The sequence below is a fragment of the Streptomyces sp. VRA16 Mangrove soil genome (assembly GCF_017377775.1).
GTDB lineage: Bacteria > Actinomycetota > Actinomycetes > Streptomycetales > Streptomycetaceae > Streptomyces.
Window position 1 is genome coordinate 72,695 of sequence record NZ_JAFVLN010000024.1, and the last position, 25,725, is coordinate 98,419.

Below are 25,725 nucleotides of genomic sequence, written 5' to 3' on the forward strand. Positions count from 1 at the left end.
TCACGCGTACCGGTAGAGCGAGGCGTGCTCCAGCATGTCCCGCAGCGGGATGTCCCACGGGGGCATCGTGTCGCCCGCGGCCAGCACCCGGCCGTGCTGCGAGCTGCCGAGCCCCGGCGGCTGCACGGGCAGGTACGGATCGGCCTTCGGGTTCCGCCCCCGCCACCGTGACCAGCACAGGTCGACGAAGGCGTGGTGCAACCAGAAGACCGGGTCGTTCACCGAGCCCGCGCCCAGCATGTGGCCGCTCACCCAGCGGTGCACCCGGTTGTGGTTGAACCAGGTGCGGTCACCGCGCCGGAGCGGCCAGCCCTCCAGCTTGTTGCGGAAGCCGCTGGTGGCCAGCGAGTTCCAGGGCTCGGCGTCGTAGCGCGGTTCGGCCATGGCGTCGGCGAGTTCGGCCTTGCTCGGCAGTTCGACCGGTGCCTGCGGCCGGCCGAAGTCCCGCATCAGGAAGTCCCCGTCCGTGACGGCCTCCGTGATGTTCCAGTGGCCGTGGCGGTGCGCGAACGGTCCGGTGGTCACCTGCCGGTCGGCGGAGCGGCCGTTGCCGCCCAGGAAGTCGTCGCCCCACAGGGAGACGGCGGGCGTCCGGTCCACGGTCCAGTCCCAGTACGGGACCGTCACGCCCGAATCGACCTTCTGCAGCGCCCGTTCGAACTCCAGCAGGAACTTCCGGTGCCAGGGGAAGAAGGACGGGGTCATGTGGGCCACGCGTAAGCCGCCGTCACCGTCGCCCACGTAGAACTCGATGTGCGTCCGTACGAACTCGTCGTACCGGCCCGAGCGTTTGAGGGCGAGCACCGCGTCCACGAAGCGTCTCTTCTGCGCCTTGGTGAGCGTGTTCTGATTCTGGCGCGTGTGCACCATCGGGCCTCACACCTCTCGGTCGGGGGAGCGCAGCTCCTGGGTGCCGAGCTCGCGCACGGCGCCCCGGGCGGCGTCGAGGGGGGTCGGGTACGACGCGTAGTGGTCGACCATGCTGAGGTACGAGCCGTCGGCCCGGCGCATGAGATGCAGCGGGCGCCCGTCGACGGCGACCTGCCACGTGCCCCCTCCGCCGGCCGTGGCACCGGGCACCCGGATGCCGGTGATCCGCCGCCCGAGATACGTCTCGTCGAACGTCTCGTCGCCGGGCCCCTTCGCGTCCTGCCCCTGGAACGGGCGGACCTGAAGCACCGTCGCGGTGACGGCGGGGACGACCCCGAGGAGGATCAGACCGGCGCTGCGTCTGGTGAGGAGACGGGCCCCGCCGGGCGCCCGCGCACCGCCCTCCGCCGTCCGTACGCCGGTCACGGTCACGTCAGGATGCACGGCCATCTCCTCCTTCAGGTCCGGCAGCCCCGGGTCGTGGTGAGGGGGTGGGCCGAGCCGGGGCTGCGTGACTGCGGGAGGCCGGCCCACCCCGCGGGTCAGTCGAGCGCCACGTCCGCGCCCGGCCGGGCCTGGAGGTCCGGCACGATGACGCCGGCCTGCGGGGCGGACACCTGGGGCAGCCCGAGCTTCTCGGCCCGGGGGCCGGTCAGGGGAGGGTTCACCGAGGCGCCGGGCGTGACGGTCCGCACGGGGGACGACTCCGTCCTGAGCCCCAGCCGGTCGACGTCCTGGGTGGCCGGCACCTGAGGGAGCGGCACATCGGCCTCGGTGGCGGGCAGTTCACCGGTGAGCGGGAGCTGCGGCACCGCCTGCTGCGGAAGGACGTGGCCGCGTGCGTAGCGCGGGCCGCGCGGGGTGCCGGGCAGTGGGATGGGCGCGGCGGTGCTGAGGGTGGGGACGTCCATGTGCAGGGCGCTTTCCACGCCGTCGAGCGGCACTTCGACGGGCACCTGGCTCGACGCGACGGCGGGGGTGACGCCGCCCACGGCGGCGGTGAAGCAGCCTGCCAGTACGGCGATGGTTCCTCTGACCTTGATGCTCATGGTGCGGGTGGGCCCTTCATCTCAGGAGTATGACGCATCAGGCATAACGATCCTCTTCCTGACATCACAGCAGATGTCCCCCGGCGGGCCTAATCCAACCGGCCCTGCCTGCACGGAGGTTGAGGCTCAGCTCGTCCACAAGTCCCACCACCGGGTCAGGATCGGCATGCCGACGGCGCCGATGTGCAGCACGGGCACAGGGAGTTGACGCGGTACAGCGACTGGAACCGGAGCCAGGTCACGAAGCTGGGTTCAGGCTGCAGCCCGGCGTGAAGCCCGGGTCCTCCGGCAGCCTGAACTCGTCGAGGGTGATGACCCAGGAGGCGAGCAGACCCGCGGCGCCGGTGAGGACGAGCACGAGCGCGAGGCCCGGCGGTGCGGCCGCGGTGGGCACGTCCCGGGCCACCGGCGCCACGGGCGCGGCGACTTCCCTGCGGTAGTCGGTACGCACACGGCTCTCCTCCGGTCGGCGAGCAGGCGTGATTACGCATGGTGCTCACTCGGTCACTCTCAGCGCGACAAGTCCGGGTGGCGGCATTAGCGTCAGTGAAGTCCCACAAGCACACAGATAGGACATCTCGTGAAGCGCATCGTCCGACGGGCTTCCGTCACGGCTCTGCTCGCCGCCACCGCGTTCCTGCCTCTCGCCGGCGCGGCCCAGGCCGCCACGCCGCAGCAGACGCCCACCGCGTCCACGGTCGCGCACCCCTGCGGCGACGACTGGGAGTGCTGGCACCACTGGCACCACGACGGCATCGGCCTCGGTCTCGGCCTGGGTCTCGGCATCGGCTGACCAGGCGTCAGGGATCCATCCGCCCGTGCGTGGCGCTACGAGCGGATGCGCCGGATGGGCAGGAGGCAGTGCGCGGCGGCGGTCAGGGTCTCCTCGGCGCCCGCGAACTGCGCCAACTGCTCCTCGGTCACCGGGCGGCCGGGGGTCGCCGTGGGCCAGGGGCGGGTGGTGAAGACGAAGTACGCGTTCCCGCGGGCCTCCGCTGCCACCAGCCACTCCGGCGGCACCGGGCACTGGGCGTTCAGCAGCGGCATGGAGACCACGGCCTGGCCCGCTTCCACGAGCAGGGAGACGGGGAAGCTCGGATGCCGCGCCCCGTCGTGGACGGTGGTGCCGATCGTCAGGCCGTTGTTGAGCAGCAGGGCCCGCACGGCTTGCTCCGATGCGTCGGGACCTGCCGGGGAATCCCCCATGGAGTAGGCGAGCAGGAAAGGCATGTCCCCTTCCTCTCCGGCGCGCTCGCCACTCCAGGCGATGACAGCGAGAGTCCCCAGATCCGCTGCCCGAAACGTGGTGTCAATGCTCGACGTTGAGGTCACCCGTGAACCCTAGCCAGACCTCGTCCGGACACCGGCGCACCGTTCACTCGTCCGGCGGAAATCCATGCCCCCGATCGTGGAATGCTCACACCGTCGTTTGACGTTTTCCGCGGTTCCGCGAGGGAAATGCCGAAGGCCGGTTCGGGAACGTGGAGTTCTCGAACCGGCCTTCGAATGCGTGGCCTGCGCGTGGCGAAGAATCGGCGCCGCTCAGTCGTTGACGGCGGTGTTGCCGAAAGCCGGGTTGAGGCCGGCGATGCCGTCGACCGTGTTGCCGGAGACGTTGACCGGCACGTGCACCGGGAGCTGGCCGACGTTGCCGGAGGCGACACCCGGGGACTGCACGGCGGCACCCTCGGCGCTGGCACCGTCGCCACCGTCGGCGAAGGCGGCGCCCGAGGCGGCACCGGCGGCGAGACCGGCGGCGGCGAGGACCATGGCGGCCTTCTTGGCAGTGTTCATTTTCACGAACCTCTTTCTTCGGGGGTTCTTGGATCGTATGAGGGGCTTCTGCGCGTTCAGTGCCAAAGACACACGTGCGGCCCCACCCCGATGAGTCCTTCGCCCATTCGGTTCAATAGGCGGAGTAAAGGACTTACTTGGCGAGCGGAAGGCCGCCGAGCAGGTTCGTGGGGGCCTGGGCAGCGGCACCCGGCTGCAGGCTGTCGGCCGCGCCGGAGACGGTGTCGACGAGACCGTTGTCGCCCTTCGGGTCGAGGATGTTGCTGTCCAGCGGCTTCACATCGAGCGTCGGCTGGCTGGTCACGGTCTCCAGGGCGCCGTTCAGGCTCGTCGGCGTGAGGTCCGAAGCAAAGGCGGGAGCGGCGGCACCGGCGATCACCATGGATCCGGCGACAACGGCAGCGGTCTTCAAAGCCTTCATCATTTACCCTTTCTTCGACAGACGGCGCTGTCGGTGTGTAAAACGGCCGGTGAGGCATTCCGAATGCCCGGCGTTTCGCTTCTCCCTGAACAACGACCGCCTCCGCCCGTGGAAACTCCGGAGTGTCGGGGTTTGCCGATCCCCACTCGAAAGAACGGTGCTGCGGCGTAGATATGAATTTTGCCGGGCACGCGGAAGCCCGCCGGGGTCAGGACCACGGCGGGCTTCTGGCGTCCGCTGATGCCGGACGGCGGTCCGGTCAGGTGCCCGGCAGCGTCGGCGTCTGGGGCAGCGCGGGCGTCTGCGGCAGGGACGGGGTCTGCGGCAGGGACGGGGTCTGCGGCAGCGACGGCGTCTGGGGAAGGGACGGCGTGGTCGGCAGCGTCGGCGTGGTCGGCAGGCCGGACGTCGGGAGCGTCGGCAGCGCCGGGAGGCCGGGCAGGTTCGGGGCCGGCAGCGCGCCGCTCAGCAGCGTGGCCGCGACAAAGTTGACCAGGCCGGTCACGACGACGGGCGCCTGCGTGGCCACCGCGGTGACATCGCCCGCCGTCGCCGCCTTCACCAGCGCGTCGACCGCGGACTGCAGCGCCGTCAGGGCGTCACCCTTCACGTCGAGCGGCGCCTTCGCGTCGTTCGGCACGGCTTCCTCGGCGGCGTCGGGCACCGGGACGGCCGGGGCCTGTTCCTTCGCGGCGTCGATGGCCGCCTTGATCGCGTCGGCGTGTTTCTGGGCCTCGTCGGTGGGGAGCTTGCCGTCCTTCGACTTGAGGACGGCGTCGACCAGATCGGTGACCGGTGTCAGGACTCCACCGGTGTCGTGCAGTGTCTTGACCTGACTCAGCAGGGCCGCGGGGTCGGGAGCGGGAGCGGAGGAGACAACCGTGCGGCTGGCGTGCTCATCGGCGGAGTTGGCGGCGAAGACCGGGGCGGCCGCGCCGATCAGGAGGGACGCGCAGAGAGCGGAAGTCGCGAGGCGCCGTACGGGCAAAGCGGGCATTGTTTTCCCTTTCGAGGGCGTGTCGGTGCTTGTGCTCACCGTCAAACGCGCTATTACGAAGCGCAACTGAGCGAACGCGTTCCGTAGGGGTGCGAGGTGCGCGTGCATGCCGTTTTGCCTGGTGAAGCACCGTGTGGCTGCTCCGGGCCCGGTACCCCCATACGGCGCAAGGCCGCCCTGCGGACACCTCGGGGAAAACAGACAGCCGCCCCCTGGTTCAGGGGGCGGCCGTGGAAGAGTCAGACCACGCTGTTCAGCTGTTGGTGCAGCTGTTGCCGAAGGCCGGGTTCAGCAGGCCGATGACGTTGACGGTGTTGCCGCAGACGTTGACCGGCACGTGCACGGGCACCTGGACGACGTTGCCCGAGATGACACCGGGGGAGTGGGTGGCGGCGCCCTGCGCGCCACTGTCGGCGGCGGCGACACCGGCGGTGCCGGCCAGGGCGGCGGCGGCAACGGCGGAGAAGGCGAAGGCCTTCACGGTACGCGACATGAACATGCTCCTTGGATCGTTCTGATTCACCGGGACATACGCCCGGCGCGTGGTGCAACGGAACGGCCGTACAAGGAGTTTCGGCTCCGAATGGGTGAATATACGTTCGGTCATTGAAGTGTGCGGCGGAGCGTTGCCGCGCCGGGTCCCGGAATTTCACAACTCCGACACACATCGTGTATTAAGTGAAACTCGCCCTCAGGCAGATAATCTTGGCCGCTCTCGCTCGGGAAGGTGCGCGCCGCGGAGAGTCCGTGCGCAGGTACCGCTTTCCCCTTCTTTCGCCTGTCGCTGAAGAGCGTCTGCTCATTCCTGAAAGGGAAGCCGACCGTGCGTAATTTTCGAGGCTCTCTCCTGCGCCGCATGACGGTGGGTCTGCTGGCGTCGGCGGCCGTGGTGCTGCCCTGCCAGGCGGTGGGGGCGTCCGCGCCGAACGCCGAGAAGCCCGCCATCCCGTTCACGGCGCGCTACGACGCCGTGCTGCACGGGGGGTTCGTCCGCGCGGCGAACGCGGCCATCACCTGCCGGGGCACCGACTCGCTGCACCACGTGGGCTGCGCCGCGGCCCGCGCGGGCTCGGTGGCGAGCAACGGCGACTTCGACATGTTCTACACGGACATCGACCGTGACCCCAACACGTACAACTCCTCCAGCGCGGAGGTCCGGTTGCCGGAGGGCGCGCGTCTGACGTACGCGCGTCTGTACTGGGGCGGGAACCTCCGCGTCGGGGAGCAGAAGCCGCCGCGGGACAACGGGCGGGTGCTGATCGCGGAGCCCGGCGGCCAGTACAAGGCGGTGCTCGCCGACACCGTGATCGGGCACCGCGTCGCCAACGGCGCGGACGGCTACCAGGCTTCGGCGGACGTCACGGATCTGGTGCGGGCCAGCGGATCCGGCATGTACACCGTGGCGCAGCTGAACGTCGCCATGGGGCGCACGCCCGCGGGCGCCTGGGGCGGCTGGACGCTCGTGGCCGCGTACGAGAAGGAGTCCGAGCCGCTCCGGCACCTCTTCCTGCGCGACGGGTTCGGCACCTTCACCCGGCAGCACTCCGCCGAGGAGTTCCAGGTCAAGGACGCGGTCCCGCGCGGCGCCCGCGGTTACGCCGGGCTCGTCGCCTACAACGGCGACCGCGGCCGCACAGGCGACTCGCTGATGGTCTCCACCGGCCGCGGCGCCCCCATCGCGCTCTCGGACCCGGCCAATCCCGCGCAGGACATTCTCAACTCGACCATCACCCAGCCGGGGGGACAGCCGTTGAAGCGGACGCCGGACCACGCCAACACGCTCGGGTACGACTCCGACGTGTTCGCGCTGGACAAGGCCGTGGCCCGGGGCGGCAGGGCGCTGCAGTTCCGGCTGTCCGCCACCCGGGACACGGCCTGGATCGGGGTGCTCTTCGGCGCCGTCGACGCCCGGTCCTAGCTGCTTTTTCGTACAGCCAAGTAAGAGGCGATGCATGTGACGTCCGCACCCTTGCCACCGCGCGTACTCCACGTGACACAACCGGTCGACGGCGGGGTGGCGCGCGTGGTGGCCGACCTCGTGCGGATGCAGTGCGCCGCGGGGATGGAGGTCGCGGTGGCCTGCCCCGGCTCCGGCGTCCTGCCTCAGAGCCTGGCCGGCCTCGGCTGCACGGTCCTGGAGTGGGAGGCGTCGCGCTCTCCCGGCACGGGCCTGCTCCGCGAGGGGCGACGGCTCGCCCGGGTGGTGTCGAGGGTGCGCCCCGATGTCATCCACGCGCACAGCTCCAAGGCGGGCATGGTCACCCGGCTCGTGGTGCGCGGCCGCGTCCCGACCGTCTTCCAGCCGCACGCCTGGTCGTTCGAGGCCGTCGGCGGCGCCGCCGCACTGCTGGCCCGGAGCTGGGAACGGCGCGGTGCCCGCTGGGCCACCCGGCTGCTCTGTGTGAGCCGGGCCGAGCAGCGCACCGGCGAGCGCCACGGCATCGAGGCGCCTTGGCGGCTGGTCCCCAACGGCGTGGATCTGGAGCATTTCTGCCCGGAAGACCGGGCCGGGCCGACCGGGCCGCCCCTCCTCCCGCCGGGCCCCGCAGGGCCGTTGGTGGTGTGCGTGGGCCGGCTGTGCCGGCAGAAGGGCCAGGACGTCCTCATCGAGGCGTGGCGGCACGTCGTCCGTGAGGTGCCGCGGGCCCGGCTGGCCCTCGTGGGCGACGGGCCGGACGCGGAACGGCTGCGGGCCGCCGCCCCCTCCTCGGTCTCCTTCGCGGGCGCGGTCGACGACCCGGCCCCGTGGTACCGGGCCGCGGATCTCGTGGTGCTGCCCTCCCGATGGGAGGGGATGGCGCTCGCCCCCCTGGAGGCCATGGCCTGTGAGAGCCCGGTGCTGGTCACGGACGTGGACGGAGCCGGCGAGAGCCTGCCGCCCCAGCTGGCACCACGGTGCCTCATCCCACCGGACGACCCCGTGTCCCTGGCACGAGCGCTCGTCCGCCTCCTGAGCGACTCGGCAGACCTTCGCGAGATGGGCCGGGTCGCCGGCCGCCATGTGCGTACGCACCACGACGTGCGCCGCACCGCGGCCGCGATCGTGGACGTGTACGGCGAACTGCTGGGCCTGGAGACCATCGATTGCAGAGAGCCGATCACGAAGTGACCCAGGAACGAACCGTCTCCACCCCCGGCCGGCACCTCGCCAGGGACGAACCAGGCGCATCCACCACCGTCATCGCCCAGCGGGCCGCGGACGGCTCCCGGGCCATCCTGGCCGGTGCCTCGGCACCGGGCCGGTCCGTGCGGGGCCTGCTGCTGGTGACGGACGCCGCGGCCGCGGTGCTGGCCGCCGCGTCCCTCACCCCGCTGGCGCGCGACCCGCTGCTGCTCGCCGCGTTCGCCGTCCTCGTCCAGGCGCTGTACCGGAACGCCGGTCTCTACCGCCTCGGCCACGAGCAGTACCTGCTGGAGGACTGCCCCGCGCTCCTCGGCCGGACCGCGGCCGCCTGGTGCGTGGTCGTGGTCGCCGCCGCGGGTCTCCCGGCCGTCCACGCGATCGGACCGCGGGCGGCGCTCCTGGGCTGCGTGACCCAGACCGTACTCGCCCTGCTGGCACGGGCGTTGGTGCACTGGCGGCGGCGCGCGGCCCTGGTGCGACGCCCCTGCACCACCCTGCTGGTCGGCCCCGAACAGACCGCCCTGCGGGTCGCCGCCGCCCTGCAGCGGCACCGGGCCAGCGGCATCCGCGTGGTGGGTGTCGTCGGCGACGGCGCCGCGGAGCGCGAGCGCACGGACGGCGGCCCCGCCGTCCCGGTGCTGACGACGCCCGGCGACATGCGGCGCGCGGTGATCCAGAACGGGGTGCGGCGGGCGATCGTGCTGGGCAGTTCCAGCGCCGCGGAGTACCAGGCGTGGCTGCGCAGCCTGGCCGAACTGCGCTGCGAGATCTGGGAGCTGGACCCGGAGCCGTCCCCGTACGTGCCCCGGCCGCACCGGACGGTGAGCCACCTCGCCGGGTACCGCTGCCTGCCCGTGGCGGCCCCGCCGTTCCGGGTGCGCCCCGCCAAACGCGCCCTGGACCTCGTGGTCTCCGCCCTGCTCCTGACGCTGGCCGGTCCTGTGCTGCTCACCTGCGCCCTGTGGCTGCGGATCAGCGAGGGGCCCGGCGTCGTCTTCCGGCAGGAGCGCATCGGCAAGGACGGCCGGCCGTTCACGCTGCTGAAGTTCCGCACGCACCGGCCCGCCGACCCGATCGAGTCCGCCACCCGGTGGAGCGTCGCCAACGAGCAGGACATGTCGCGCTTCTGCCGCTTCCTGCGGCGCACCTCGCTCGACGAGCTGCTCCAGCTGTGGAACGTCTTCCGCGGCGACATGAGCCTGGTCGGACCGCGTCCCGAACGCCCGTACTTCGTCGTGCAGTTCGGCGAGCGGTACCCCGGCTACAGCGCCCGCCACCGGGTGCCGACCGGGATCACCGGGCTCGCCCAGATCAACGGGCTGCGCGGCGACACCTCCATCGAGGACCGCTGCCGGTTCGACAACGCGTACATCGACAACTGGTCGCTGTGGCAGGACATCAGCATTCTGCTGCGCACGGCCACCGAGTTCTTCCGGCCCACGGGGAGCTGACCACGTGACCGTCCTGCCCCTTCCCGCCGACCTGCGCCCCGGCCCGCTCGCGGCCGGTCTGCGCGCCCTGCGCCGGGCCGGGCCCGCGCTCCCCGTCGTGCTCCTGGTCGCCATGCTCGGCCTGCCGCTGGGCAGCCACGGCGAGGGCAGCGGCGGGACCCCGGCCGACGCCGTCTCCGGGCTCGTCGTGCTCTTCTGCGCCGTGCGGGCCGTCCGGACACGGCAACGCGCCCTGACCCGTACCGCGTTCGTCGTGTTCGCGCTGCCCGTCGTCACCGTCGCGGTGTCCGCGCTCGGCGCGGACTCGGCGGCGAACGCCGTCGGGGGACTGGTGCGGTACTACCAGATCCTCGTCCTTGTCCCGGCCGCCGTGCTGCTGCTCGTCCGCGACCGCGGCGACTTCCGGCTCGTCGCCTGGTCGCTGGTGGCGCTGGGCCTGTGGCAGGGCGGGATCGGCGTGCACCAGTACCTGACCGGGACCGGTGCCTCGTACGCGGGCGAGGACATCCGGGCCGTCGGCACCTTCGGCGCCACCGACGTGATGGGCATGTCCACCGTCGTCGCGTACGGCCTGGTCTGCGCCGTGGCGCTGGCCCTCGGCGGCGAGGCCGCGCGGACCCGGATCACCGCGGCCGCCTGCGCGGCGGGGCTCGTGGTGCCGCTCGCGCTGTCCTTCAGCCGCGGCGCGTGGATCGCCACGGCGGTGGTCTGCGCGGCGCAGATCGTCCTCGCGGGCCTGCGCCGGGCCCTGCGGCTGCTGGCCGCGGGGCTGGCCACCGCGGTCGTCCTGATCGGCGGGTTCGGCGTGGGTACGTCGATGCTGGAGGAGCGGCTGAGCAGCATCACGCAGGTCACGGCCGCGCCGGACCAGTCGGTCACCGACCGGTACACGATGTGGGCCGCGGCGATCGACATGTGGGAGGAGCACCCGGCCACCGGCGTGGGGCTCAAGAACTTCCCCGCCTACCGCGACGGGCACGCCTCGATCGCCCTGTCCGCGGGCAGCGACGTGGCCGGCGCCGGGGCCGCCTTCCGCCGGCAGCCGCTGCTGTCGCCGCACAACATGTACCTGCTGGTCCTCAGCGAGCAGGGGCTGCTGAGCCTGTGCGCCGTCGCGGGCGGCTGGGCCGCGCTGCTGGTGGCCGGCGCGCGCCGGATGGCGGGGGCGCACCGCGGCGCCCGCGGCCTCGACTGCGCGCTCATCGCCTGCGGACTGCTCACCTGGCAGATGATCGACTTCGTCTACGCGGACATCGGCGGCCCCTCCACCGTGCTCACCGCGGTCGTGCTCGGCCTCGCCGCCTGGTGGGCGCTGTCCCCCGCGGCGCTCGCCAGGGCGGCGGACGCACGGTGAAACCGGCCCCGCCCGCGAGCGGCGACGAGACCCTGGCCGCGCCCGTCGTACCGGCCCAGCAGTCGGCCGGGGAATCCGGCACGTCGGGCACGTTCCTGGCCCGCGCCGCACTGCTGACCGCCCTGCTCTCCGCCGCCGGATCGCTCCTCGGCCTGGGCCGCGACCAGGCGCTGGCGCACCTCTTCGGAGCCGGCAGCGAGACGGACGCCTTCCTCGTGGCGTGGACCGTGCCCGAGGTGGCGGCGACCCTGCTCATCGAGGACGGCCTCGCGTTCATGCTCGTCCCCGCCTTCAGCGCGGCGATCGCCGCCCGTGCCGCCTCGGCACCGGGGCCGGGGGAGCAGGATCCGGTACGCGCCCTGGTGGCCGTCTCCCTGCCCCGGCTCACCCTGGCCTTCCTGGCCTGCTCCCTGCTCCTGATGGTCGGCGCCCCGCAGCTGGTCGAACTCCTTGCGCCGGGCCTGCCGGACCCGCAACTCGCCGTCGACTGCACGCGGCTGACGGCGACCTGCATCCTGACGTTCGGCCTCGCCGGGTACTGCAGCGCGGCCCTGCGCGCCCACAGCAGCTACGTCGCTCCCGCGGCGATCTACGTCGCGTACAACGCCGGCATCATCGCCACGCTGCTGGTGCTGGCCGACCGCTGGGGAGTGCGGGCCGCGGCCGCGGGCGTCGCGGCGGGCGGCTGTCTGATGGTGCTGGTGCAGGCGCCCTCGCTGCGGCGCCGCCTGTCCAGGACCGGGACCGCGGCCGTCGCGGCCGCCCGGGGCGCGAAGGCGCCGAAGCGGCAGTCGATGAACCTGGCGCTGATCGCGACGGTGCTGCTCTTCGCGCTGTGCCGACAGGCACAGGTCTTCATCGAGCGCTTCCTCGCCTCCTCGCTGCCGTCCGGGGCCATCTCCCACCTCAACTACGCGCAGAAGATCGCGCAGTTGCCCATGGTGCTCTCGCTCATGCTGTGCACGGTCACCTTCCCCGTGGTGGCGCAGGCCCTGGCGCGGGGGGACACCGAGCGGGCGCGGCACCGGGTCGAGCGCGACCTCGCCTTCGCCGCCTGCACGGTCCTGCTCGGCGCGGCCGTGGTGTTCGCGTGCGCCCCGCAGATCGTGCAACTCCTGTTCCAGCGCGGTGCGTTCACCGCGGCCGACACCGCCGCCACCGCGTCCATCATGCGCGTCTACTCGCTGGGCCTGCTGGGGCACTGCCTCGTCGGCGCGCTCGTGCGGTCCTACTTCTCCGCGGGGCGCGCCACCTGGTATCCGGTGGCCTGCATGGCCGCCGGGATGACGCTCACCGCAGGCGCCGGGACCTGGGCCGTCGCCGCCTGGGGCGTCGACGGCATCGCCGGGGCCAACGCCCTCGGCATCACGTTCACCGCGGTGCTGCTGCTGACCGCGATGGACAAGCGCAGCGTCCCCGTGCGGATCCCCGGGGTGCTGGCCGAGCTCGCCAAGACACTGCTCGGCGCGGTGGCCGCCGCCGCTGCCGGGGTGGTGTGCGCGGCCCGCTTCGCGCAGCCCCTCGTCTCTCTCACCGTCGGCTGCCTGGCCGTCGGGGCCGTCTTCGCCCTGCTCCTGTGGGCCCTGCGCGTCCAGGTGTTCCTGCCCGCCCTCCACATCGCGACCAGAAAGCTCCGGAATGCCCGTTGAAACTGCGCTCAAGGAATCACGCGGCCCCAGAACGAGAGCACTGCTGCCCGGGGGTTCGCCGTGGGTGGCGATGTACCACTCCGTCGACGACTGCACCGACGACCCGTACAACGTCACCGTCACACCGGACCGCCTCCAGCAGCAGCTGCGCTGGCTGCGGGCGCGCGGGCTGCGCGGGGTCAGCGTCGGGGAGCTGCTCGACCGGCACGGCCGCGGGGACGCGCGCGGCCTGGTCGGCCTGACCTTCGACGACGGGTACGGGGACTTCGTCGAGAACGCCGTACCGCTGCTCAGGCACTACGACTGCTCGGCCACGGTGTTCGTGCTGCCGGGCCGGCTCGGCGGGCAGAACGACTGGGACGCCGAGGGCCCGCGCAAGCCGCTGCTGACCGCGCAGGGGATCAGGGCGGCAGCGGCGGCCGGCATGGAGATCGGCTCGCACGGCCTCACGCACGTGGACCTCACCCGCGCGGACGAGGAGCAGCGCCGGGCCGAGATCCAGCGCAGCAAGGCGCAGCTCGAAGAGCTCACCGGCGGTGCGGTGCACGGCTTCTGCTACCCGTACGGATGTGTGGACCCGGCGACCGTGGCGGCCGTCCGGGGGGCCGGTTACCGGTACGGCTGCGCCATCTCCCCGGGCCCGCTGGCGGGCGTGCACGCCATGCCGCGCGTGTTCGTCGGCCAGCGGGACACCCCGTGGCGGCTCGAAGTCAAGCGCCGGGCGCACCGGGTGCGGCGTCGTGCCCTGACGGTCCTGGAGGGCGCGCGGTGAAGGTCCTCCATGTGATCACCGGCCTGGGGGCCGGCGGCGCGGAGCAGCAACTGCGGCTGCTCGTACGGCATCTGCCGGGAACGCACGAGGTCGTGACGCTGACCAACCCCGGACAGGTCGCCGAGGGACTGCGCAGCGACGGGGTGCGGGTCGCCCATCTCGGCATGGCGGGCAACCGGGACGTCGGGGCGCTCCCCCGCCTCGTACGCCTCATCGGGAACGGGCGCTACGACGTCGTCCACACCCACCTCTACCGGGCCTGCCTGTACGGCCGGGTCGCGGCGCGGATGGCGGGCGTGCGGGCGGTCGTCGCCACGGAGCACTCCCTGGGCGAGGCCCAGATCGAGGGGCGCCCGCTCACCTCCGGGGTGCGCGCGCTCTATCTGGCGGGGGAGCGGCTGGGCCGCGCCACCATCGCCGTCTCGCCCGCGGTGGCCGGACGGTTGCGCCGCTGGGGCGTGCCGGGGCAGCGCGTGCACGTCGTCCCGAACGGCGTCGACACCGCCCGCTTCGCCTTCGACCCGGCCGCCCGGGGCGCGGTGCGCGCCGAACTCGGCCTGCCCGCCGACGCCTTCGTGATCGGCGGCGTCGGGCGGCTGGTGCCGGGCAAGCGGTTCGACGTACTGATCGCCGCGCTGCGCGAGCTTCCGGCGGACGTGCGCCTCCTCCTCGTGGGAACGGGACCGCAGGAGCAGTCCCTGCGGCGGGCGGCGGGCCGCGCCGGGGTGCTCGACCGGGTCGTCCTCGCCGGGGAGCGCCCGCACACCGCGGCGGCGGGCACCGATCTGCCCGCGCTGATGTCCGCCATGGACATCCTCGCCTCGCCGTCCGTCGACGAGGCGTTCGGCCTGGCCGTGGTGGAGGCGCAGGCCGCCGGTCTGCCCGTCCTCTACGTCACCTGCCCGGCGGTCGACGACCTGCCCGCGGGGACGGACGCCGACGCGGTCCGTGTCCCGTGCGAACCCGGGTCGTTCGTCCGTGAAGTCCTCAGGATCCGCGAAGAGCCCGGGACGGCCAGAACGCCGTCACCCGCGGCCCTCCACTACAGCATCGCCCGCAGCGCCGTACGGCACCAAGAGGTGTACGCGACGGCCACGGGCGCCCAGACGCCAGGAGTGATGACGTGATGCCCGATTCCGCGCAGGACAAGTCCGCGTCCCGCACCCCGTTCGCCCGGCGCACGGGACGGCTGCCCCGCTGGTGGCCACTGCCGCTGGGGCTCGTGGCAGGCGCGCTCGCCGGGGGCACGTACGGGGCGGTGAGCCCGCCGCAGTACACGGCGACGAGTTATGTGATCGCGGTGCCGACGGACCAGGCCGACTCGATGTCCGCGCTCGGCTTCGCGCAGGCGTACAGCCGGGTGGCCACGCAGGTGGCGGTGCTGAGCGACGCGCAGGTCGCGGCCGGTGTCCCGGTGGAGACCCTGAAGTCGCAGGTCCGCGCCGAGACCTCGCCGGACGCCCCGATGGTCGCGATCTCGGCGGTGTCGGACCGGCCCGCCCAGGCCATGGAGATGGCCAACGCCGTCGCCCGCGCGCTCACCACCAACGCCGGCCACACCAAGGACGACACGCACGTGAAGCTGCTGCGCTTCACGCGGGCCGTGAAGCCGACCGAGCCGTCCTCGGCGTCCGCCGCCCTGACCACCCTCGTCGGGGCCTGCGCCGGAGGGCTGCTGGGCGGGCTCGCGCTGCTGCTGCGCCCGCGCCGGACGGCCGACGCGGCCGTTCCCACGGTGCCGGCCCCGGCCACCGCGGCGGCCGGCCTGCGGGGCGGCGCCTGATGACAGGGGACGCGTCCGGTGCGGTCGTCACGGTGTGCGCGGACCCGGCCGAGTTCGGGGCGCTGCGCGCGGAGTGGAACCGGCTGCACGCGGCCTCCCCGACCGCCACTCCGTTCCAGAGCCACGCCTGGCTCCACTCGTGGTGGCTCTCCTACGGCAGCACGGGCCGGCTGTGCGTCGTGCTCGTGCGCCGGGAGGGCCGGCTCGTCGCGGCGGCCCCGCTGATGCGGCGGTTGCGTCCCTTCCCGGTGCTGACGCCGCTCGGCGCGGGGATCTCCGACTTCAGCGACGTCCTGGTCGACGCGGCGGCCGACGGGGCGGCCGGAGGGACGGGGTGCCGGGCCGTGGACGCCCTCGGCGCCGGGCTGTGGAAGCTCGCCGGGACGGCGGTGATCGACCTCAGGGAGGTCCGGCCGGGCAGCGCCGCGGAGGGCATCCACGACAACTGGCCCGGTCTGCGCCGGGGCTTCGACGACTCGGCCTGTCTCGAACTGCCCGTCCTGCCGATGGACGACCTCGTGGGGCGGCTGCCGCGGCCCCGGGCGCAGCGGGCGCGGGCCAAGATGCGCAAGCTCGACGCCGCGGGCATCGAGCGCCGGGTGGTGCCCGCGCCCGAGGCCGGGGCGTCGGTCCGCCGCCTGCTCGATCTGCATCAACTGCAGTGGCAGGAGCGGCGGGTGACGACCGAGCACATGAAGCCGCGGTTCGCCGAGCATCTGTCCCGCTCGGTGGCCCTGATGGCGCAGACGGGTGACGCGGTCGTCACCGAGTTCACGCTGGACGGTTCCGTCGTCGCCGCCGACCTGACCTTCGTCTCCCCCCGGCTCGCGGGCGGCTATCTCTACGGCGCCCACCCGCAGTTGCGGGAACGGAAGATCGACGTGGCCACGATGCTGCTGCGCTCGTGCACCGAGCACCTGCAGAACGGGCGGCGGGCCGAGGTGCTGAGCCTGCTGCGCGGCACCGAGCCCTACAAGATGCACTGGCGCCCCGAGCACGTCGTCAACCGCCGGCTGCTCCTGGCCCGCGCGGGCTCCGCACCCCAGTTCACCGCACTCGTCACCGCGGTCCGGGCCCGTTCCCGCGCCAAGCAGGTGCGGCGCGCGTGGAAGGAGCGCGGTGGAGATCCGGCCTAGGGGCCGGACCGCCACCATGAGTTCGGTCCCGGCCGGCGGCTCAGGAGAACCGCTGCCACCAGTCGAACCGCAGGCACAGCTTGCCGCCGATCCAGTGCTCGACCCAGTCGCCCAGGTCGACGGGGGAACACTGCGGAGGCTGCGTCGGGCCGGTCGGCTGCGTCGGCTCGGTGGGCACCGTCGGCTGGGTCGGCTCCGTGGGCTGCGTCGGCTTGTCGCGGCCGGTCAGCGCGGTGCGGTAGACCTTCGACGCCTTCGGGTTCTCGTCGCACTGCCACACCCCGTGCGGGCAGTAGTCCGTCAGGGTGTTGTAGAGCGGCTTGTGCTGGTCCATCCAGGCCAGCATGCGCTGCATGTACTGCGCGTTGTCGCCGTTACGGAACAGACCCCACTCAGGGTAGGAGACCGGCTTATCGTGCTTCGCCGCGAAGTCGACCTGGGCCTGGAGCCCGTACGGCTCGGTGATCTGTTCGTCGAAGGACCTGCCCTCGGGCTGGTCGTACGAGTCCATGCCGACGATGTCGACCACGTCGTCGCCCGGATAGCAGTCGGTCCACGGCACGGCGTCACGGCCCCGGCTGGGCGTGAAGTCGAAGCGGAACTTCTGCCCCGGCACGGACCGCATCGTGGTGACGATCCGCGTCCAGTACTTCTTCCAGGCCGCGGGGTCGGGGCCGCACCGGTGGGTGTAGGTGATGCCGTTCATCTCCCAGCCCAGCACCACGATCGTGTCCGGGATCTTCAGGTCGACCAGGCGCTCGGCCAGGGCCCGGAAGTGCTGGTCGAAGTCGCCGGCCGCGCCCTGCCGCAGCAGCGTGCGCACCTCGGCGTCCGGCACCCCTTCCTCGTTCCGCTCCAGCATGGGCACGTTGAGCACGAAGAGCCGGTCGTCGCGCTCCCGTCGCCAGGTCGCCCAGTCGTCGAGGAACGACGGCGTGCCCTCGATGTTCCGCCAGCGGTCGCCGGGCAGGTAGGTGTGGCCCACCCGCAGGTCCGCCCCGCCGAGCCAGTCCGACAGCTTCGCCATCCGGGTCACGCCCCGGGGCCCGAAGTCCAGATAGGCACCGAACGCGGGGAACCTGTCCTGCGCACCGGGGGTCGCGGAGTCGGTGGGGCTCGGCACGGGCGTGGTCGCCGAAGGAGTGGCCGTCGGGGCCGACGGCTCCGGGCTCACTGACCCCGACGGCGTCGGATCCGGTACCTCGGTCGGCCACCACGGGACGGGGTTCGTGGGTGTGGACGGGGCGGGGGGCGGGTCGATCCGAGGATGGGCGTCCGCCCGGTCGATCGACACGGTCTCCATGGCGAACACCAGTGAGATCAGGGCGCTCGCCGCGACCACTGGAAGTCGTCCGCGCTTCGCCCATCGGCGTTTTCCGGCCATGCCTTCTCCTCGTCCCGCACTCGCTCCCTTTCTGACACTCAGTCATATGAATGCTTATGGCGCCAATCGTGGACCGGCCGATGGCTGTCCTCCGTCACCCTGACGGGTTACTCCCTGGAAGGAATCGACACATGCTCGACCCCTGTGTCCCGGTCGTGCTGCTGCGGATCGATCGCAACCCCTTTCACCACGGAACGCTCGGGGCGATCAGATCTCTCGGCCGCGCCGGCGTAAAGGTCCACGTGGCGGCCTCGGCGGACGGCAGCCCGGTCGCCCGCTCGCGCTACGTCAGCCGGATGCACGCGCCGCCGCCCCCGGGTTCGTCGCCGGACGAGGTCGTCGAGACCCTGCGGCAGATCGCGGCACGGATCGCCCGGCCGGCGGTATTGATCCCGATGGATGACGCCGGTGCCGTCGCGGTGGGCCGGATGCGTGAGGCACTGTCCGGTACGTACCTCCTCCCGGAGCAGCCGGAGGGCCTCGCGGAGCACGTCGCGGACAAGGCGCGGCTGCCCGAGCTGTGCCGGGCGGCCGGGATCGGGCACCCCGAGGTGGTGCTGCCGCGCAGCGAGCAGGAGGCGTACGCGGCCGCCCTCGACCTGGGACTTCCGGTGGTGGCGAAGTGGAGCCGCCCCTGGTGCCTGCCCCCGGGCTCCGGCCTGCGCAGCACCTGCGTGGTCACCTCTCCGGAGGAGGCGAGGAACCTCTATCTGCTGGGCCGGTGCGGCGGCGGCGAACTGCTGCTCCAGAAGTACCTGGCCGCGGCGCGGGGCAGTGACTGGTTCTTCCACGGGTACGTCGACCGGCACGGCCGGCTGCACGGCGGCGGGGCCGGGAACAAGCACCACGCGTGGCCCCGCGGCGCGGGACTGACCGCGGTGGGCCGCTGGTCCCCGCTCCCGGAGCTGGAGGCCCTGGTCGAGCGCCTCGTCGGGACGCTGGGCTACCGGGGCATCTTCGACATCGACTTCCGGGTGGACGCGGAGACCGGCCAGTACTGCCTGCTGGACTTCAACCCCCGGCCGGGCGCCCAGTTCCGGCTGTTCGCGGACGGCAACGGCCTGGACGTCGTACGCGCCCAGCACCTCGACCTGACGCACCGGCCGCTGCCCGCCGCCCACGTGCTGCCGGGCCGCACCTTCGTCGTCGAGAACTACGCGCCGCTGTCCGTGCTCAGGACCCTGCTGACGCGCTCCCTGCCACTCCAACGCAGCGCCGCCGCACGGGAGTTCGCCTGGCACGCCCGCGACGATCTCTCGCCCGCCTGGGGGATGGCCACCGAGTGGTCCCAGCACGCGGCCCGGCAGCTGATGGCCCGGGCCAGGCCGGCCGGACGCGGCACCGTGCCCGCCCCCCTGGAATCCCCGGTCGACGCCCCGACCGCAGCCGCACGAGAGGTGAACTGCTGATGTACGACCTGCTGATTGTGGGAGCCGGCCCCTACGGCCTGTCCATCGCCGCGCACGCCGAGGCCCGGGGGCTCGCGACCCGGGTCTTCGGCAGGCCGATGGAGTCGTGGCGGGACCACATGCCGCGCGGCATGTTCCTCAAGTCGGAGCCGTGGGCCTCCAACCTCTCCGCGCCCGGCTCGCGGTACCGCCTCGACCAGTACTGCGGCGGGCGCGGCCTGCCCGCGGAGCACGGGAACCCCATCCCCATCGAGACGTTCGCCTCGTACGGGCTGTGGTTCGCCGAGCAGGCGGTGCCGCAGCTGGACGAGCGGATGGTCACGCGCGTCGACGCGGCCCCCACCGGGTTCACGGTCGAGGCCGAGGACGGCCAGACGCTGCGGTGCAGAGCGGTGGCCCTGGCCACCGGCGTCCTGCCCTACATGCGGATCCCGGAGGCCCTGCGCCCGCTGTCCGAGGAGCACGTGACCCACTCCAGCCGGCACAGCGACCTGAGCAGGTTCAGCGGGGCGGACGTCACGGTGGTGGGGGCCGGTCAGGCGGCGCTGGAGACCGCCGCGCTCCTCGCCGAGTCGCAGGCCCGCGTACGCATCGTCGCCCGCGCGCCCGAACTGGCCTGGAACAGCGTGCCCCCGCCGTGGGAGCGCCCCTGGTGGCAGACCCTGCGCGCGCCGCACAGCGGCCTGGGCTGCGGCTGGCGCAACTGGTTCTACGCGCAGCGGCCTGGCCTCTTCCGCAGACTGCCCGAGCACACCCGGATGTCCGTCGCACAGTCCGCGCTGGGCCCGGCCGGGGCCTGGTGGATCAGGGACCGTGTGGCGGCGGGCGGCATCGACATCCGCATGGGGCGGGCCGTCGTGGACGCGCGGCTCTCGGCGGGCCGGATCCGGGTGCGCACGGCCGGACCGGCGGTGGGGACGGAGGACTTCGAGACCGACCACGTCATCGCGGCGACCGGGTTCGAGGCGAGCTGTGCGCGGATGACGGTGCTGTCACCGCGGCTGCGCGGCGTGCTCGCCCAGGGCGTCGGCGGGGCACCCCGGGTGGGCCGGGCGTTCGAGTCCTCCTATCCGGGACTCTTCCTCGCGGGCCTCGTGACGGCCGCCGACTTCGGGCCGGCCATGCGCTTCGTGCACGGTGCCTCGTACACCGCGCCGACGCTGGTCGCAGGGGTCGAGGGCCATCTGACGCGGCAGCAGCGGGGCGGCGGACCCGAGGTTCCCCGGGGCAGGAGGCCCGTTCAGGGCCCGGTGCCGGCGCGCGCCGAGGGCTGAGACGGGATGCTCGGAGCCCGCGACTCGTTGGGGTGACGTCGCGGGCGAACGGGTGAACAGCGGCTCGGGGGCGTACCCGTCGGTGGTCCACTGGGACGCCGGGGCAGAGGCCGTGAGCGGCTGCGCTGTCTTCCTCCCAGCCGTCGGCGCCACGCCGTGGGAAGCAGCTTCGGGCTGCGGCATCCTCTGTGGTCGGGAAGAGCTTTTGCGTGGCTCTTCCCGACCTGGTGCTCAGCGCCCCGCGGCGCTGGACCTGCGGTACAGGATCCCGCCGCCCACCAGCAGCCCGGCCGCGGCCGACGCGGCGGCCAGCACGTTCTGGTCGGCGCCCGTCTCGGCGAGCCGGCCGTGTGCCTCCGGCGGGTGAAGGACGGTCCGGGGCGCGGGGGACTCGTGCTGATGCCGGACCGGACGGGGCATCTCGTGGCTCTGCGGGAGGGACTGGGAGACCGGCGGGTGCACCGGCGGAAGGACCCTGCCCGTCGGCGGCGGGACGGGGGTGTCCTGCCCGGCGGGGGGCATCTCGGAGAGCACCGGGGGCATGGCGTGGGAGGCGCCCGTGGACGTACACGCGTTGTTCGCGGCGGGGTTGAGCGCGCTCGCCGCGTCGACGGTGTCACCGCACAGGTTCAGCCCGATGTCCAAGGGGGTCTGCACGGTGTTCCCGGACAGCAGCCCGCCGGACTGCGACGTGCTCTCAGCCTGAGGCGCCTGCGTCCCGCCGTACTCGGAGCCGTACTCGGAGCCGCCGTACTCCGAGCCGCCGTGGTCCGTGCCTGCTTCCTCGCCGTACCCCGGACCGTCCTGCGACCGCGTGTCGGCCGCCGCGGTGGTGGCGGCGGTCGCGGCCGACTCGCTGGAACAGCTGTTGCCCGACGCGGGATTGGCCGCGGACAGCGCATCGACGGTGTTGCCGCAGAGATTCACCGGAACCGACAGCGGAACCTCGACCGCGTTGCCCGACAGCAGGCCGGCCGAACCGCTCGGCTGCTCGTGGTCACCGCTCATGGCGGCCGCGCCGGACACCGGCATGGACAGAAAGCCCGTCGCGGCAGCAGCGGCCACCGCACCGATCCTCAGTGCTTGCCTCAATGCATTTCCCTTCGGTGTGGACAGGTGAAACCGGCCCCGGATCCCTCGGGATCCGGGGCCGGCCGGAAGCGAACTGCGTTACCTGCGTCAGGCGTTGGTGCAGGAGTTGCCGAACGTGGGGTTCAGCGCGGCGATGCCGTCGATGCTGTTGCCGCAGAAGTTGACGGGCACGTGCACGGGGACCTGCACGACGTTGCCCGACAGGACGCCCGGGGAACCGGCGGCCATGCCCTCGGCACCGGCGTCGGCGAACGCGGGCGTCGCCATGCCGAGAGCCATGACGGCACCGGCCACGAGCGTGACGCTCCTCTTCAGAGACATGTTTCTCTCCTTTTTCTGAAAAGTGACTACAGGAAGAGGGCAAATGGATCCACGCGGGCACGCTCGCCCTCACTGAAATTCAAACGATCCGGGGCGAGGTGAAGAAACTGTGCAGCCGGACATGGCCAGCGGATTCACCCGGATGAAGTGACGTCGAAATGGGTGATGTGTAAATACCGGAACAAGGGGTGCGGGAATCCGCTCGCCCCGGATTAATCGCCCGCAATGGCCCATGAAAAAAGCTTGGGCCGCCGACACGCAATGGTCGGCGGCCCAAGCTGCGGGTGGCGAACGATCAGCCGTTCTGCGCACCGTTGCCGGAGAGAACCGGGATGTCGTCCAGGATGTGCGACAGCGGCTCGTCGCCCTTGGCCTGGGTGGAGTTCTCGGTGCACTGCTGGTTCTGCGGCGCCGACAGGACGGGGATGTCCTGGACGGCGATCGGCACGAGGCCGACCAGGGAACCGGCGTTGGCCTTGGCGGGGAGACCGATGCAGGGCTTGTTCAGCGAACCCTGGACCAGGCCGAGCTGCGGGCTCATGTCGCCCTCGGTCATCGAGTTGCCGAAGGCCTGCTTCGCGTCGTTGCCGCTGGAGGAGGTGGTTCCGCCGTCGTCGCCGATCGCGAGCGCCTGCGGGGCGGCCGCGGCCGAGACGCCGACAACGGACACGGCGACTGCTGCTGCAGCCATCGCCTTCTTGAGCATGGTGTGTTCCTTTTCTGACGGGCACCGGTCACTGCGAATGAAATAACTCCGGATGGGGCGGCATGGTTCTGCTCATTCACTCGATTGGCCACCCTGGAAGTGCGCCCCCGGCGCTCAGCGCGTCGGGGGAGATTCTTCACATGGATCGGATTATCCTCACGACTCGTTGGCGCGGAGAAGGGTGAAAAGGGTGGCCAATCAGGCATGGCGAGAAGGCGATCTTCGGTTGGTGGATCGTTTCGCCGAGCTGCAGGAGGAAATCGTGACCTTGAAAAAGGAGCGGGCAGCTCTTGTCGCTTACGTGTTTCGCCTCCATGCGGGCCGGATCAGCCCTCCCGACGGTCTGGGGCGGCGGGTCGTGTGCGTGGACACGGCGGCCGGGGAACTGAACTGGAGTCTCGATGCCGAGGAAGCCGCACTGATGATTGATTCCGGCGACGCTGAACGCGGGTCAGGGCGGCGGGACGCGTCCGTGGACACACTTCTGCGATTGTCATTTCTTCATCTGCATCGGCGCCCCAATCGGCCCTACCGGCGCAGATCCCCGTCTGAGTGAACGTGGGCAACCGATTCGCAGAAAAGCAGTTGTTCCCAGTGTTCTCAGACAACCAGTGAAGGGGAACCCCTCATGATCAAGAAGGCTGTGGCTGCGGCCGCTGTCACCGCGTCCCTCGTCGGTGTTTCGGCCGCGGCTGCCCCGCAGGCCCTGGCCATCGGCAACGACAGCGGCACGACGTCCAACAGTGGCAACGGTGCGGAGCAGGCGTACGGCAACTCCGCCACGTACGGGAACATGAGCCCGCAGATGGCTCTGATCCAGGGCTCGCTGAACAAGCCGTGTGTGGGGCTGCCGGCCAAGGCCAACCTCGGCTCGCTCGTCGGTGTCGTGCCGATCTCCGTCCAGGACATCCCCGTCCTGTCGGCGCCGCAGAACCAGCAGTGCGTCGAGAACTCCACCCAGGCCAAGGGTGACGAGCCGCTGTCGCACGTCCTGGACCAGATCCCGGTGCTGTCCGGGAACGGTGTCGGCAACAACTGACGCTGACGGACGTGCAGTGCGATGGGCCGCCCGGTCGGGCGGCCCATTTCTCTTCTTCGGGCCGGGTTCACTCCTGCCAGGGCCACAGGTCCCGGGAGACCGCGTCGTTCCACTCGGTGTCGAACTGGCCCGGAAGCGTCTTCCCCAGTGCGCGCCACTCGGCGGCGAGGGAGGAGTAAATGGGCGACGGGTTGGGGGTGTCGGGGGGTGTCCGGCTCCCCGGGATCAACGACTTACGGCCCTCGGGTTCGAAATGAGAACTCATGGCATCGCCTCTTGATGTCTAGCGGTCGCTTGCAACTCTGCATACCGATGAGCAGGGGCAATTGAACCTCTGATGGGGCGAAAGGGTTATCCCTTGTTTTCCCGTTGCGAGCCGCCTGGCCATAAATCCTGATCGGTCTACTCTCGTGCTGCACCTACCTCTCTGCAGTGGAGTGACGTGATGAGGAAGAGCTTCCTTCGTGCCCGCCGTGGAGGGGTTGCGTTCGGCGTACTGGCTTTTGGGCTCGCGGCCTTCTCCAGCATTGCCATCGGGCAGGCGGCGGCCACGCTCCCGCACCGCGTCGATGCTTTCCACGGGCTGAAGAACCGCCCGGAGGGCGGCGCCGGGACCAATATCCTGCTGCTCGGCACCGACAGCCGTGCCACCATCTCCCGCGCGGAGAAGGAGAAATTCCACGCGGGCGGAGTCGCCTGCAACTGCAGTGATTCGATGATGGTGATTCATCTTTCGCAGAAGCATGACCGGGTCAGTGTGGTGAGCCTGCCGCGGGATTCCTACGCGGAAATCCCGGAGTACGCGCCCGACGGCTCGGTGGCCGGCAGGCATCCGGCGAAGATCAATGCCGCGTACGCCGAGGGCGGACCGGTGCTCGCGGTGCAGACGGTCGAGGAGATGACCGGGCTGCGCATCGACCATTTCCTGCAGGTGGATTTCCGCCGGTTCATCGACAGCGTGAACGCCGTCGACGGGGTGACGGTGTGCACGGCCCGCAAGTTGTCGGACTCGGCGACGAAGCTCGATCTCAAGCCGGGGCGGCACCGCCTCTCCGGAGGGCCCGCGCTGCAGTACGTGCGTTCACGGCACGTGGACACCAGCGCGGATCTGGGGCGGATTCAGCGGCAGCAGCGTTTTCTCGTCAACGCGCTGCGGGGCTCCGGCGTGCGCAAGGCCATGGCCGACCCGGTCCGGGCGGCGAAGCTGGCGCGGACCGTGCTCGGTTCCGCCTCGGTCGACCAAGGGTTCACGGCGGGCGATCTCGTCTCCCTGACCAAGGATCTGTCGCGCATCCCGCTGTCGAAGACGGAGTTCGGGACGGTGCCCATCGGCGGCTTCAACCCGCTGATCGAGAACGTCGGCTCCACGCTGCGCTGGGACCAGGGCAAGGCCGAGCAGGTCTTCTCGGCGCTGAAGGCGGACCGTGCCCTGACGAAGGCGAATTCCCGGACCGAGCCGCTGGATCCGCCGCGGCTCGCCGTCCAGACGTTCGTGCGCGGCGACCGGCTGGTTTGTGGTTGACCTGAACGGCAGTGGTCCAAACGGGTCTTGCTCCGCAACCGTCCGAAAGCTGTGCAGTTGATCAAGCGCAACTCGTATTCAGAGTTCATTCAGTGAAGGGAAACACCATGAAGAAGCTGTGGGCAACCGCAACGATCGCCGCTTCCGTCGCCGGTCTGTCGGCGGTCGCCGCTCCGCAGGCCCTGGCCATCGGTGACGACGGCGGCACGACGTCCAACAGTGGCAACGGTGCGGAGCAGGCGTACGGCAACTCCGCCACCCACGGCGACATGAGCCCGCAGCTCGGTCTCGTGCAGGGCTCGCTGAACAAGCCGTGTGTCGGCCTGCCCGCGAAGGTCAACGCCGGTTCCCTCGTGGGTGTCGTGCCGATCGCCGCCCAGGACATCCCGATCCTGTCGGCGCCGCAGAACCAGCAGTGCACCGAGAACTCCACCCAGGCCAAGGGCGACGAGCCGCTGTCGCACATCCTGGACGACATCCCGGTTCTGTCCGGCAACGGCGCCGACAACCACTGAAACACCGGAGGGGCAGTCGCTGAGTGCGACTGCCCCTCCGTCGTGTCCGGGGTCCGGGGGCCG

General features: G+C 71.7%; 29 protein-coding genes and 1 pseudogene. 16 read left to right on the forward strand and 14 right to left on the reverse strand.

The window, feature by feature from the left end:
- The 4 genes and pseudogenes from J3486_RS39975 to J3486_RS39990 form a co-directional block, all read right to left on the reverse strand.
- Entirely contained in the window at nucleotides 1–870 is an 870-nt protein-coding gene (locus J3486_RS39975; protein ID WP_207828928.1) for a tyrosinase family protein, read from the reverse strand.
- Between the two features lie 6 nt (nucleotides 871–876).
- A complete protein-coding gene (locus J3486_RS39980) occupies nucleotides 877–1,314 on the reverse strand; it encodes a tyrosinase family oxidase copper chaperone (protein WP_374194828.1) in 438 nt (145 codons plus the stop codon).
- Nucleotides 1,315–1,412: 98 nt separating this feature from the next.
- Nucleotides 1,413–1,919, reverse strand: coding sequence for a hypothetical protein (locus tag J3486_RS39985; protein WP_207828930.1), 507 nt, complete (start codon nucleotides 1,917–1,919; stop codon nucleotides 1,413–1,415).
- A 126-nt stretch (nucleotides 1,920–2,045) separates the two neighbouring features.
- Nucleotides 2,046–2,334, reverse strand: a pseudogene (locus tag J3486_RS39990) (hypothetical protein).
- A gap of 165 nt (nucleotides 2,335–2,499) precedes the next feature.
- Here J3486_RS39990 and J3486_RS39995 point away from each other — a divergent pair.
- Complete coding sequence (locus tag J3486_RS39995) at nucleotides 2,500–2,712, forward strand: hypothetical protein (protein ID WP_207828931.1); 213 nt, start codon at nucleotides 2,500–2,502, stop codon at nucleotides 2,710–2,712.
- Nucleotides 2,713–2,747: 35 nt separating this feature from the next.
- Here J3486_RS39995 and J3486_RS40000 read toward each other — a convergent pair whose 3' ends face one another.
- From J3486_RS40000 to J3486_RS40020, 5 genes are all read right to left on the reverse strand, one after another.
- Entirely contained in the window at nucleotides 2,748–3,251 is a 504-nt protein-coding gene (locus J3486_RS40000) for a DUF5949 family protein (protein ID WP_207828932.1), read from the reverse strand.
- Between the two features lie 210 nt (nucleotides 3,252–3,461).
- On the reverse strand, nucleotides 3,462–3,713 hold the full coding sequence (locus tag J3486_RS40005; RefSeq protein WP_207828933.1) for a chaplin: 252 nt from the start codon (nucleotides 3,711–3,713) through the stop codon (nucleotides 3,462–3,464).
- Nucleotides 3,714–3,846: 133 nt separating this feature from the next.
- Entirely contained in the window at nucleotides 3,847–4,134 is a 288-nt protein-coding gene (locus tag J3486_RS40010) for a hypothetical protein (protein WP_207828993.1), read from the reverse strand.
- A gap of 259 nt (nucleotides 4,135–4,393) precedes the next feature.
- Nucleotides 4,394–5,131, reverse strand: coding sequence for a hypothetical protein (locus J3486_RS40015; protein ID WP_307805144.1), 738 nt, complete (start codon nucleotides 5,129–5,131; stop codon nucleotides 4,394–4,396).
- 253 nt (nucleotides 5,132–5,384) lie between these two features.
- Entirely contained in the window at nucleotides 5,385–5,624 is a 240-nt protein-coding gene (locus tag J3486_RS40020; protein WP_207828934.1) for a chaplin, read from the reverse strand.
- 363 nt (nucleotides 5,625–5,987) lie between these two features.
- On the opposite strand from J3486_RS40020, the gene J3486_RS40025 reads away from it, so the two are divergent.
- The 9 genes from J3486_RS40025 to J3486_RS40065 are packed head-to-tail and all read left to right on the forward strand — an operon-like array spanning nucleotide 5,988 to nucleotide 16,400.
- Nucleotides 5,988–7,049, forward strand: coding sequence for a DUF3344 domain-containing protein (locus tag J3486_RS40025; RefSeq protein WP_229379355.1), 1,062 nt, complete (start codon nucleotides 5,988–5,990; stop codon nucleotides 7,047–7,049).
- A 30-nt stretch (nucleotides 7,050–7,079) separates the two neighbouring features.
- Entirely contained in the window at nucleotides 7,080–8,240 is a 1,161-nt protein-coding gene (locus tag J3486_RS40030) for a glycosyltransferase (RefSeq protein WP_207828936.1), read from the forward strand.
- Entirely contained in the window at nucleotides 8,237–9,706 is a 1,470-nt protein-coding gene (locus J3486_RS40035) for a sugar transferase (RefSeq protein WP_207828937.1), read from the forward strand. Before J3486_RS40030 ends, J3486_RS40035 begins: the two co-directional genes overlap by 4 nt.
- A gap of 4 nt (nucleotides 9,707–9,710) precedes the next feature.
- Nucleotides 9,711–11,060, forward strand: a complete 1,350-nt coding sequence (locus tag J3486_RS40040; RefSeq protein WP_374194829.1) for an O-antigen ligase family protein — start codon at nucleotides 9,711–9,713, stop codon at nucleotides 11,058–11,060.
- Nucleotides 11,057–12,709, forward strand: a complete 1,653-nt coding sequence (gene murJ / locus J3486_RS40045) for a lipid II flippase MurJ (protein ID WP_207828939.1) — start codon at nucleotides 11,057–11,059, stop codon at nucleotides 12,707–12,709. The genes J3486_RS40040 and murJ overlap by 4 nt, the downstream gene beginning before the upstream one ends.
- Nucleotides 12,699–13,481: a polysaccharide deacetylase family protein gene (locus J3486_RS40050; protein WP_229379357.1), complete on the forward strand. Its 783-nt coding sequence runs from the start codon at nucleotides 12,699–12,701 to the stop codon at nucleotides 13,479–13,481. The genes murJ and J3486_RS40050 overlap by 11 nt, the downstream gene beginning before the upstream one ends.
- Nucleotides 13,478–14,608, forward strand: coding sequence for a glycosyltransferase (locus tag J3486_RS40055; protein ID WP_207828940.1), 1,131 nt, complete (start codon nucleotides 13,478–13,480; stop codon nucleotides 14,606–14,608). The genes J3486_RS40050 and J3486_RS40055 overlap by 4 nt, the downstream gene beginning before the upstream one ends.
- Nucleotides 14,608–15,264 carry a lipopolysaccharide biosynthesis protein gene (locus tag J3486_RS40060; RefSeq protein WP_207828942.1) on the forward strand — a complete coding sequence of 219 codons (657 nt, stop codon included), beginning with the start codon at nucleotides 14,608–14,610 and terminating at the stop codon, nucleotides 15,262–15,264. The genes J3486_RS40055 and J3486_RS40060 overlap by 1 nt, the downstream gene beginning before the upstream one ends.
- The gene (locus J3486_RS40065) at nucleotides 15,264–16,400 is read left to right on the forward strand and encodes a GNAT family N-acetyltransferase (protein WP_207828944.1); all 1,137 of its coding nucleotides are present in this window, start codon (nucleotides 15,264–15,266) and stop codon (nucleotides 16,398–16,400) included. Before J3486_RS40060 ends, J3486_RS40065 begins: the two co-directional genes overlap by 1 nt.
- Before the next feature lie 40 nt (nucleotides 16,401–16,440).
- Here J3486_RS40065 and J3486_RS40070 read toward each other — a convergent pair whose 3' ends face one another.
- Complete coding sequence (locus J3486_RS40070; RefSeq protein WP_207828945.1) at nucleotides 16,441–17,784, reverse strand: glycoside hydrolase family 26 protein; 1,344 nt, start codon at nucleotides 17,782–17,784, stop codon at nucleotides 16,441–16,443.
- 131 nt (nucleotides 17,785–17,915) lie between these two features.
- Here J3486_RS40070 and J3486_RS40075 point away from each other — a divergent pair, with 131 nt between their 5' ends.
- Together J3486_RS40075 and J3486_RS40080 are read left to right on the forward strand one after the other, a co-directional pair.
- The gene (locus tag J3486_RS40075; protein WP_207828946.1) at nucleotides 17,916–19,193 is read left to right on the forward strand and encodes an ATP-grasp domain-containing protein; all 1,278 of its coding nucleotides are present in this window, start codon (nucleotides 17,916–17,918) and stop codon (nucleotides 19,191–19,193) included.
- Complete coding sequence (locus J3486_RS40080; protein ID WP_207828947.1) at nucleotides 19,193–20,467, forward strand: NAD(P)-binding domain-containing protein; 1,275 nt, start codon at nucleotides 19,193–19,195, stop codon at nucleotides 20,465–20,467. Before J3486_RS40075 ends, J3486_RS40080 begins: the two co-directional genes overlap by 1 nt.
- Before the next feature lie 231 nt (nucleotides 20,468–20,698).
- Here J3486_RS40080 and J3486_RS45075 read toward each other — a convergent pair whose 3' ends face one another.
- The 3 genes from J3486_RS45075 to J3486_RS40095 all read right to left on the reverse strand — a co-directional run bounded on the left by J3486_RS45075 (nucleotide 20,699) and on the right by J3486_RS40095 (nucleotide 22,586).
- Nucleotides 20,699–21,532, reverse strand: a complete 834-nt coding sequence (locus J3486_RS45075) for a chaplin (RefSeq protein ID WP_307805145.1) — start codon at nucleotides 21,530–21,532, stop codon at nucleotides 20,699–20,701.
- 114 nt (nucleotides 21,533–21,646) lie between these two features.
- Nucleotides 21,647–21,880: a chaplin gene (locus J3486_RS40090; protein WP_207828948.1), complete on the reverse strand. Its 234-nt coding sequence runs from the start codon at nucleotides 21,878–21,880 to the stop codon at nucleotides 21,647–21,649.
- 295 nt (nucleotides 21,881–22,175) lie between these two features.
- Nucleotides 22,176–22,586: a rodlin gene (locus tag J3486_RS40095; RefSeq protein ID WP_207828949.1), complete on the reverse strand. Its 411-nt coding sequence runs from the start codon at nucleotides 22,584–22,586 to the stop codon at nucleotides 22,176–22,178.
- Between the two features lie 190 nt (nucleotides 22,587–22,776).
- Here J3486_RS40095 and J3486_RS40100 point away from each other — a divergent pair, with 190 nt between their 5' ends.
- Nucleotides 22,777–23,142: a hypothetical protein gene (locus tag J3486_RS40100; protein WP_207828950.1), complete on the forward strand. Its 366-nt coding sequence runs from the start codon at nucleotides 22,777–22,779 to the stop codon at nucleotides 23,140–23,142.
- A 72-nt stretch (nucleotides 23,143–23,214) separates the two neighbouring features.
- Entirely contained in the window at nucleotides 23,215–23,625 is a 411-nt protein-coding gene (locus J3486_RS40105) for a rodlin (protein ID WP_207828951.1), read from the forward strand.
- A 67-nt stretch (nucleotides 23,626–23,692) separates the two neighbouring features.
- On the opposite strand, the gene J3486_RS40110 is transcribed toward J3486_RS40105, so the two are convergent.
- Complete coding sequence (locus J3486_RS40110; RefSeq protein WP_207828952.1) at nucleotides 23,693–23,890, reverse strand: hypothetical protein; 198 nt, start codon at nucleotides 23,888–23,890, stop codon at nucleotides 23,693–23,695.
- A 180-nt stretch (nucleotides 23,891–24,070) separates the two neighbouring features.
- Here J3486_RS40110 and J3486_RS40115 point away from each other — a divergent pair, with 180 nt between their 5' ends.
- The gene (locus J3486_RS40115; RefSeq protein ID WP_207828954.1) at nucleotides 24,071–25,147 is read left to right on the forward strand and encodes an LCP family protein; all 1,077 of its coding nucleotides are present in this window, start codon (nucleotides 24,071–24,073) and stop codon (nucleotides 25,145–25,147) included.
- A gap of 107 nt (nucleotides 25,148–25,254) precedes the next feature.
- Entirely contained in the window at nucleotides 25,255–25,662 is a 408-nt protein-coding gene (locus J3486_RS40120; protein ID WP_207828956.1) for a rodlin, read from the forward strand.
- Nucleotides 25,663–25,725: the final 63 nt, after the last annotated feature.

Coding starts and splice junctions, on each gene's coding strand:
- J3486_RS39975 (WP_207828928.1), bottom strand. CDS start 870: ATGGTGCACACGCGCCAGAATCAGAACACGCTCACCAAGGCGCAGAAG.
- J3486_RS39985 (WP_207828930.1), bottom strand. CDS start 1,919: ATGAGCATCAAGGTCAGAGGAACCATCGCCGTACTGGCAGGCTGCTTC.
- J3486_RS40005 (WP_207828933.1), bottom strand. CDS start 3,713: ATGAACACTGCCAAGAAGGCCGCCATGGTCCTCGCCGCCGCCGGTCTC.
- J3486_RS40010 (WP_207828993.1), bottom strand. CDS start 4,134: ATGAAGGCTTTGAAGACCGCTGCCGTTGTCGCCGGATCCATGGTGATC.
- J3486_RS40015 (WP_307805144.1), bottom strand. CDS start 5,131: ATGCCCGCTTTGCCCGTACGGCGCCTCGCGACTTCCGCTCTCTGCGCG.
- J3486_RS40020 (WP_207828934.1), bottom strand. CDS start 5,624: ATGTCGCGTACCGTGAAGGCCTTCGCCTTCTCCGCCGTTGCCGCCGCC.
- J3486_RS40025 (WP_229379355.1), top strand. CDS start 5,988: ATGACGGTGGGTCTGCTGGCGTCGGCGGCCGTGGTGCTGCCCTGCCAG.
- J3486_RS40030 (WP_207828936.1), top strand. CDS start 7,080: ATGCATGTGACGTCCGCACCCTTGCCACCGCGCGTACTCCACGTGACA.
- J3486_RS40050 (WP_229379357.1), top strand. CDS start 12,699: ATGCCCGTTGAAACTGCGCTCAAGGAATCACGCGGCCCCAGAACGAGA.
- J3486_RS40060 (WP_207828942.1), top strand. CDS start 14,608: ATGCCCGATTCCGCGCAGGACAAGTCCGCGTCCCGCACCCCGTTCGCC.
- J3486_RS40065 (WP_207828944.1), top strand. CDS start 15,264: ATGACAGGGGACGCGTCCGGTGCGGTCGTCACGGTGTGCGCGGACCCG.
- J3486_RS40070 (WP_207828945.1), bottom strand. CDS start 17,784: ATGGCCGGAAAACGCCGATGGGCGAAGCGCGGACGACTTCCAGTGGTC.
- J3486_RS40075 (WP_207828946.1), top strand. CDS start 17,916: ATGCTCGACCCCTGTGTCCCGGTCGTGCTGCTGCGGATCGATCGCAAC.
- J3486_RS40080 (WP_207828947.1), top strand. CDS start 19,193: ATGTACGACCTGCTGATTGTGGGAGCCGGCCCCTACGGCCTGTCCATC.
- J3486_RS40090 (WP_207828948.1), bottom strand. CDS start 21,880: ATGTCTCTGAAGAGGAGCGTCACGCTCGTGGCCGGTGCCGTCATGGCT.
- J3486_RS40095 (WP_207828949.1), bottom strand. CDS start 22,586: ATGCTCAAGAAGGCGATGGCTGCAGCAGCAGTCGCCGTGTCCGTTGTC.
- J3486_RS40105 (WP_207828951.1), top strand. CDS start 23,215: ATGATCAAGAAGGCTGTGGCTGCGGCCGCTGTCACCGCGTCCCTCGTC.
- J3486_RS40110 (WP_207828952.1), bottom strand. CDS start 23,890: ATGAGTTCTCATTTCGAACCCGAGGGCCGTAAGTCGTTGATCCCGGGG.
- J3486_RS40115 (WP_207828954.1), top strand. CDS start 24,071: ATGAGGAAGAGCTTCCTTCGTGCCCGCCGTGGAGGGGTTGCGTTCGGC.
- J3486_RS40120 (WP_207828956.1), top strand. CDS start 25,255: ATGAAGAAGCTGTGGGCAACCGCAACGATCGCCGCTTCCGTCGCCGGT.